Here is a 6,268-nt window from a genome sequence, read left to right as displayed (position 1 = left end):
TGCTTCACGGGGCGGAACGAGTTTGGCTGTGTAGGAACTCCAAAGGTCGGGCCGCCCCGTTTTTATGCCTCAAATTTTAGTAGGGTAGAGTACTCATCGGATTTACCAGATGAATAACATTTATGGCGACGGAAGCCTGCAAAACACCACTATATGCTTTTCAGGGGCCGCATCATCGAAACCATTCCAAGTACTTGGCACAAACAGAATTACCGGCTTCGATTTTCTAGAAAAGACCCAGTGCGTCCCGCTCCATTTCTACAATAAAAACGGCGACAAGCAAGCCAACATCACGGCCTGGGGCCTGGCGCAGTTCCGCACGCGCTACGGCGATGCCGGTATCAGTGGGGAAGACATTTTCCACTACGCCTACGCCGTACTGCACGACCCGCACTACCGCGCCGCCTACGCCCAAAACCTGAAGCAGGACTTCCCGCGCCTGCCCTTCTACCCCGACTTTGCCGCCTGGGCCGCGGCGGGCCGGCAGCTGCTGGCCCTGCACCTAAATTATGAGACGGCCGCGCCCTACCCGCTGGCCGCCGTGGCCCTGGCCCCCAAGGGCCCCGTGAAGCCCCGCCTCAAGGCGAACCCCACCGAGGGCAGCATCCTGCTCACCGACGCGCAGGCCCTCACCGGCATCCCCGCCGCCGCCTGGCGCTACCGCCTCGGCAACCGCTCGGCCCTGGAATGGGTGCTCGACCAGTACAAGGAGCGCACCCCCAAAGACCCCACCATCCGCGCCCACTTCGACACCTACCGCTTCGCCGACCACGCCGAAGCGGTGGCCGACCTGCTGGCCCGCGTCTGCACCGTCAGCGTCGAAACGATGCAGATTGTCGACGCGCTGGCCGCGCAGTCGCCGCTGCGGCCGGGGGCGTGAGGGGGCCGTTAGATTCTGGCTTTGCCGCTCTAACGGAGCGCCTCACCCCCCAGCCCCCTCTCCGAAAAGGAGAGGGGACTAGCTCTAGCCCTAGTTTCTAGCTTTTCTACGGCTAAGAACTAGCTCCCCCTCTCCTTTTCGGAGAGGGGGCTGGGGGGTGAGGCGCACGTAAGGGGCAGCACGGGGAGAAGCCATCAATTACGCCTGCCCCCGCATCCTTACGCCGTGTGGCGGCCCAGCACCCGGTAGGCGGCCCGGGCGCGGGTGGTCACGGTTCCCTTGGAGAGGTTCAGGCGCTGGGCCGTTTGCTCGAAGGTGAGGTCGTGGCCGTAAATCAGGTCGATGACCTGGCGCTGCACCGGGCGCAGCTGGGCGCAGAGGGCCAGCAGCCCGAGGTGCTCGGGCTGGAAGCCGCCGGACGCGGCCCGGCCCTGGGCTTCGGCCGACTGGGCCAGGGGCTGCATCACGCGCAGGTCGCGCCAGCGCGGGGCCCGCAGCTCGTCGATGGCCACGTTGCGGCAAATGCGCCGGGCCCAGCCCGTGAGGCGGCCGTGGCCGGGCGCGTAGTGCGGAAAGGACTGCCAGAGGCGCAGCAGGCATTCCTGCCACACGTCCTGGGCCATCACGGCGTCGGGCACCAGCCCGCGCACGAGGCCCCGGAGGTTGTCGCCGTAGCGGGCGGCAAAGTCGGTCAGGGCGCGTTCGTCGCGGGCTTGCAGGCGGCGGATGAGGGCCGCTTCCGGGCACTGGGGAACGGCCCCGGTGGTGGGCCGCGGGGTAAGCAAGAGAGCTTCCACGAGCGGGGGCACTAGCAGCCTTTGCTCTGGCAGCAGGCCAGGCATTGGGCGCGGTGCGACGCGCGGTGGAAGGATTGGCCGCCGGGCGGCCGGGGCGCGGGCCCCCCGGCGGGGCGGGCCGCCGGGACGGGGGCGCGGCGCGGAGCGGCAATGGCCGGGGCTACCCGCCCCACGGCGGGCAGCTGCACACGGAAAACGGGGCCCGCAGCACCCGCTGCGGGGGAAATGAGCGATGCCAGAAATTGCATGAGCGTCGGGAAAGCGGCGCACGCCCGGGCGCTAGGGCTCGGCGGGCGGGGCCAGGGAATGGATAAGACGAGGGGCCCGGCCGCGCAGCGGCCAGCACCCGGCGGCCCCGCAGGGCCGCGCACGAATTATCCCCGGCGGGGCGGCGAATAGATGGCGCCCTGGAACCCCACGGGCACGGCCGCCACGACGACGGCCGCCGGCCGCGCCGGGCCCCGGATGCCCGGCGCGGCCAGTGCTACCCCGGCGCTGGGCAGGCAGTGCGCGTCCAGGCCCTTGAGGCTGGTGAGCAGCTGCTGCAAGGGGGGGTGCGTCCCGTTTTTCTGCACAGTGTATTGCACGCCGTTGCAGTCGTCGAAGCACATGCCCCCGCGCCAGGCATTCACCCGCTGGCAGTCCTTGCCGTGGACGTAGGCAAACGCCCGGTCGACTTTGTGGGCGGGCCGCTCGCCCAGGCCCGCCCCGACTACCAGCAGGTAGTTGAGCAGCAGCAGCAAAACGGCGGAGGAGCGGAGCACGGGCGCAAGGAAGGCAGCAAGTAGCAAACGGCAAGGCGCGGCCGCCCCGCGCTGGGGCAAGCTACGGAAAAAACCGTGCTTCCAGATGCTGGGGTGCGCGGCGACCGGGGCTACCCCGCCGCCACCGTGCGCCGGATGCCCAGCTTCTTCATGCGGGCTTCCAGGGTTTTGGGGTTGATGTCGAGCAGGAGCGCCGCGCCCTGGGCCCCGCTCACGCGGCCGCCGGTGCGGCCCAGCGCCGCCAGGATGTGGGCCCGCTCCTGCTCGCGCAGCGTTTGCATGGGGGCAGCGGGGGCGGCCGCCTCGGCGGGGGCCCCGGCGGCGGGCAGGCCGGCGAAGTCGAGGTAGGGGCCCTGGCTCACGATGAGGGCCCGCTCCACCAGGTGTTCCAGCTCGCGCACGTTGCCGGGCCAGGCGTAGGCTTGCAGGGCGGCCAGGTCGGCGGGCCGGATTTGGCGCAGCGGCTTGGCCAGGCGCTGGCTTAGGCGCAGCACCGAGTGGCGCAGCAGGGGCTCCACGTCCTCGGGGCGGGTGCGCAGGGGCGGCAGCGTGACGGGAAACACGTTGAGGCGGTAGTACAGGTCGGCGCGGAAGCGGCCGGCGGCCACCTCGTCGGCCAGCACGCGGTTGGTGGCCGCCACCACGCGGGCATCGGTCGTGAGCACGCGGCTGCCGCCCACGCGCTCGAACTCCTTCTCCTGGAGCACGCGCAGCAGCTTGGCCTGCAGGTCGAGGGGCAGCTCCCCGATTTCGTCCAGGAAAATGGTGCCGCCGTCGGCCAGCTCGAACTTGCCGATGCGCCGCTCCGCGGCCCCGGTAAACGCGCCTTTCTCGTGGCCGAACAGCTCGCTCTCAATCAATTGGGCCGGCAGGGCGGCGCAGTTGAGCTTGATGAGGGCCCGGGCCCGGCGGGGCGAGGCGTTGTGCAGGGCCCGGGCCACCAGCTCCTTGCCGGTGCCGGTTTCGCCGCTCACCAGCACGGTGGTGGCGGTGGGGGCCACCTGGGCGATGCGCACCTGCACCTCGCGCAGGGCCGCGCTGCTGCCAATCAGCTCGTCCACGGTGGCCGTGGTGTTGATTTCGTCAATCAGGTAGGTGCGCTCCTGCTCCACCTGGGCCTTCAGGGCTTCGATTTGTTCGAAGGCGAAGAGGTTGTCGAGGGCCAGGGCCACCTGGGGGGCTAGGGCCTGCACGGTGGCCAGGTCGTCGGGGCCGAAGGCGTGGGGGTCGGCGCTGGCCAGGCTGAGCACGGCCGCCCCGTCGGCCCGCTGCCACAGGGGCACGATAAGGAGGGCGCGGATGCCGTGCTCGTCGTAGATGTAGCGCATCAGCGGGTAGCGCACGGCCAGGGCCCGAAATGCATCGCCCAGGTACAAGCCGGGCACTTGCAGCAGCGTGTCCAGCTGGTTGTACAGCCCCAGCGCATCCGTTGCGGTACCGCCCTGGGGGCGGTCGGGGGCCAGGGTTTCGAGGGGGAGGCCGGCGGCGGGCCGCCGAAATTCGGCGAAGCCCTCGAAGGGTTCGTGCTGCCCCGCCCGCTGCACCCGGATGCCGAAGTACTCGAAGGGCACCACCCGGTCCAGCTCCTCGGCCACGGCCCGAAACAGCGGCTCGCGCTGCTTGATGCTGAGCAGCGCGGTGCTGATGTTGAGCTGCAAGGTGCGCTCCTGCTCGCGGCGGGCCACCTCCTCGAAGGCCACGGTGTTGGCCACGGCCACGGCCACCAGCGAGCCAATTTTTTCCAGCAGCGCGTCGTCGGCCGCGGTGAGGGCGGGCTTGCGGCGGGCGGTGAGGGTGAGGGCCCCGGTGAGGCGGCCGCCGAGGCGCAGCGGCACCGACGTGAGGTAGCGCATGCCCAGCGCGTGCATGCGCTGGAACGATTCGAACTCCGGGTACTTCGCCAGGTAGTCGGCCAGCTCCACGTGGCGCACCTGGGGCGTGGCCAGAATGTCTTCGAGGGGCGAGCCGGCAATGGGGGTAAAATACGCGGGCGGCGCGGGCATGCAGGCCGCCGCCTCGGCGTCCACGTTGAAATAATCGCGCAAAAACAGCCGCTTGTTTTTCACTTCCGCGTCGAACACGCTGATGCCGATGATGTCGAACGGAAAAATCAGCCGCAGCTTGTTGGTCACGGTTTTGAACAACGTCTCCTTGTCGCGGGTGGTGGCGATGGTTTCGTTGAGGTGCAGGAGCAGGGTTTCGTCGGCGCTGGTCATTCCTGATATAGCAGGAGTGTTTTTTGAGTAATTCCTGATATAGCAGGAAGCGTCCGGTTCGGAAGAATGTTTTTATTTTTTCACAAATTCAGAGAAAACCCACTCTGCTACCTGAAAACGCAGCTTTTGCTAGGTATCGCCAGGCGGTGCGGCGCGCGGCCCCGCTTGGCACGGGCTTGGCAAAGCCGGCCGCAACACCTTACCGCATTCCGCACATGCTTTCTCGATTTCAACCTGCTGGCCTCGCCGGGCCCCGCCGGCCGCTGCTGCTGGGGGCGGCCCTGCTGCTGGCCGCCCCGGTGCTGGCCCAAACCCAGCCCGGCCTGCCCGCCGCCTCCCAGGCCATCGGCCTGGCCAGCGACTCGCTCACGCTGGGCGGCACGGTGCAGGCCGTGCTCGACGCCAACCCCGGCGTGGCCAACCTTACCGAGCTGGCCAACGCTGCCAGCAGTCGCCTGAGCCAGACGCAGGCCGGCTTCTTGCCCCTGGTGACGGGCACGGCCACGTACACCCACCTCGACCCGGTTTCGGTGGCCAATTTTGGCGGCCAGGAATTCGCGTTCGTACCCAACAACAACTTCGATGCCCACCTGACGGCGCAGTACGAGCTGTATGACTTCGGCAAGCGGGCGGCTACCACCAACTTGTCGCGCTCGCAGGTGCAAACCGCCCAGGACAACATCGTGGTGGCCCGGCGCGACCTGGCCTTCAACGCGGTGCAGGCCTACTACAGCATCTTGTTCATGCGCGAGAGCATCCGGGTGCAGGACCAGGAGATTGCCTCGCTGGTGGCCCACCGCAACGAGATGCAGAAGCGCGTGGACGCCGGCGTGAGCACCCGCTTCGACGTGACCACCACCGACGTGCGCATCACGCAGGCCCAAAACACCAAGCTCGACCTGCAAAACCAGCTCCGCAACCAGCAGGTACAGCTGGCCCGCCTGCTGCACAAGCCCCAGCAGGCCGACGTGCCGGTAAAGGGCAGCCTGGGCTACGCCCCCCAGCCCGTGAACCTGGAAGCCGAGTTGCTGAAAGCCTCCCAGAACCGGCCCGAAGCGAAGCTGGCCAAGGACGCCGAAGCCAGCGCCGAGCTGCAAACCCGGCTCATCGAGCGCGGCAACCTGCCCAGCCTGGGCGTGGGGGCGCAGGTGGGCGGCAAAAACGGCTACATCTTGCCCAACGTCGCCATCACCGACATCCGCCTCAACACGGTGGCGGTGGCCCAGCTCTCGGTGCCCATCTACGACGGCAACAAGAACCGCAAGCAGCGGGTGGAGGCCCTGGCCAACGCCCGCGCCACCGTGGCCCGCACGGCCGACACGCAGGAGCAGATCCGGGCCGATGTGCGCCAGGCGGCCAACAACATGGAGTTCAGCCAGGCCCGCTACAACAACGCCCAGCAGCAAGTGGCCCAGGCCACCGACGCCCTCACCAAGGCCCGCGACCGGTACCGCTACGGCGTGGGGGCCAACCTCGACGTGCTCGACGCCGAAACCCAGCTGGCCCAGTCGCGCCTTTCGCTGGCCCAGGCCATGTACAGCTACACCCTCGGCCAGTACCAGCTCAAGCGGGCCACGGGCGAGCAAATCTGGCAATAGTTTTTTAAGCTGT

The 6,268-nt window shown here is 68.5% G+C and carries 6 protein-coding genes; 2 read left to right on the top strand and 4 right to left on the bottom strand.

Features of this window, described 5'->3' with window-relative positions; translation table 11 throughout:
* Positions 1-109 precede the first annotated feature (109 nt).
* Entirely contained in the window at positions 110-880 is a 771-nt protein-coding gene (locus HNP98_RS08845; protein WP_173809690.1) for a type ISP restriction/modification enzyme, read from the top strand.
* Between the two features lie 218 nt (positions 881-1,098).
* On the opposite strand, the gene HNP98_RS08840 is transcribed toward HNP98_RS08845, so the two are convergent.
* The 4 genes from HNP98_RS08840 to HNP98_RS08825 form a co-directional block, all read right to left on the bottom strand.
* Positions 1,099-1,677: an RNA polymerase sigma factor gene (locus HNP98_RS08840; protein ID WP_173809689.1), complete on the bottom strand. Its 579-nt coding sequence runs from the start codon at positions 1,675-1,677 to the stop codon at positions 1,099-1,101.
* Between the two features lie 11 nt (positions 1,678-1,688).
* On the bottom strand, positions 1,689-1,925 hold the full coding sequence (locus tag HNP98_RS08835) for a hypothetical protein (protein WP_173809688.1): 237 nt from the start codon (positions 1,923-1,925) through the stop codon (positions 1,689-1,691).
* A 126-nt stretch (positions 1,926-2,051) separates the two neighbouring features.
* Complete coding sequence (locus HNP98_RS08830) at positions 2,052-2,441, bottom strand: hypothetical protein (RefSeq protein ID WP_173809687.1); 390 nt, start codon at positions 2,439-2,441, stop codon at positions 2,052-2,054.
* Between the two features lie 110 nt (positions 2,442-2,551).
* A complete protein-coding gene (locus HNP98_RS08825; RefSeq protein ID WP_173809686.1) occupies positions 2,552-4,657 on the bottom strand; it encodes a sigma-54-dependent Fis family transcriptional regulator in 2,106 nt (701 codons plus the stop codon).
* Between the two features lie 215 nt (positions 4,658-4,872).
* On the opposite strand from HNP98_RS08825, the gene HNP98_RS08820 reads away from it, so the two are divergent.
* Positions 4,873-6,255 carry a TolC family protein gene (locus tag HNP98_RS08820; protein WP_173809685.1) on the top strand — a complete coding sequence of 461 codons (1,383 nt, stop codon included), beginning with the start codon at positions 4,873-4,875 and terminating at the stop codon, positions 6,253-6,255.
* Positions 6,256-6,268: the final 13 nt, after the last annotated feature.

Origin of the sequence: Hymenobacter caeli (genome assembly GCF_013294115.1) — a bacterium.
In the GTDB taxonomy this organism is placed as follows: domain Bacteria; phylum Bacteroidota; class Bacteroidia; order Cytophagales; family Hymenobacteraceae; genus Hymenobacter; species Hymenobacter caeli.
Note: the sequence above shows the minus strand (reverse complement) of the source record. Positions and strands in the feature narration are given on the sequence as shown.

What these genes read in the sequence shown, in the direction of transcription:
- HNP98_RS08845 (WP_173809690.1), top strand. Translation starts at nt 110, where the DNA reads ATGAATAACATTTATGGCGACGGAAGCCTGCAAAACACCACTATATGC.
- HNP98_RS08825 (WP_173809686.1), bottom strand. Translation starts at nt 4,657, where the DNA reads ATGACCAGCGCCGACGAAACCCTGCTCCTGCACCTCAACGAAACCATC.
- HNP98_RS08835 (WP_173809688.1), bottom strand. Translation starts at nt 1,925, where the DNA reads ATGCAATTTCTGGCATCGCTCATTTCCCCCGCAGCGGGTGCTGCGGGC.
- HNP98_RS08820 (WP_173809685.1), top strand. Translation starts at nt 4,873, where the DNA reads ATGCTTTCTCGATTTCAACCTGCTGGCCTCGCCGGGCCCCGCCGGCCG.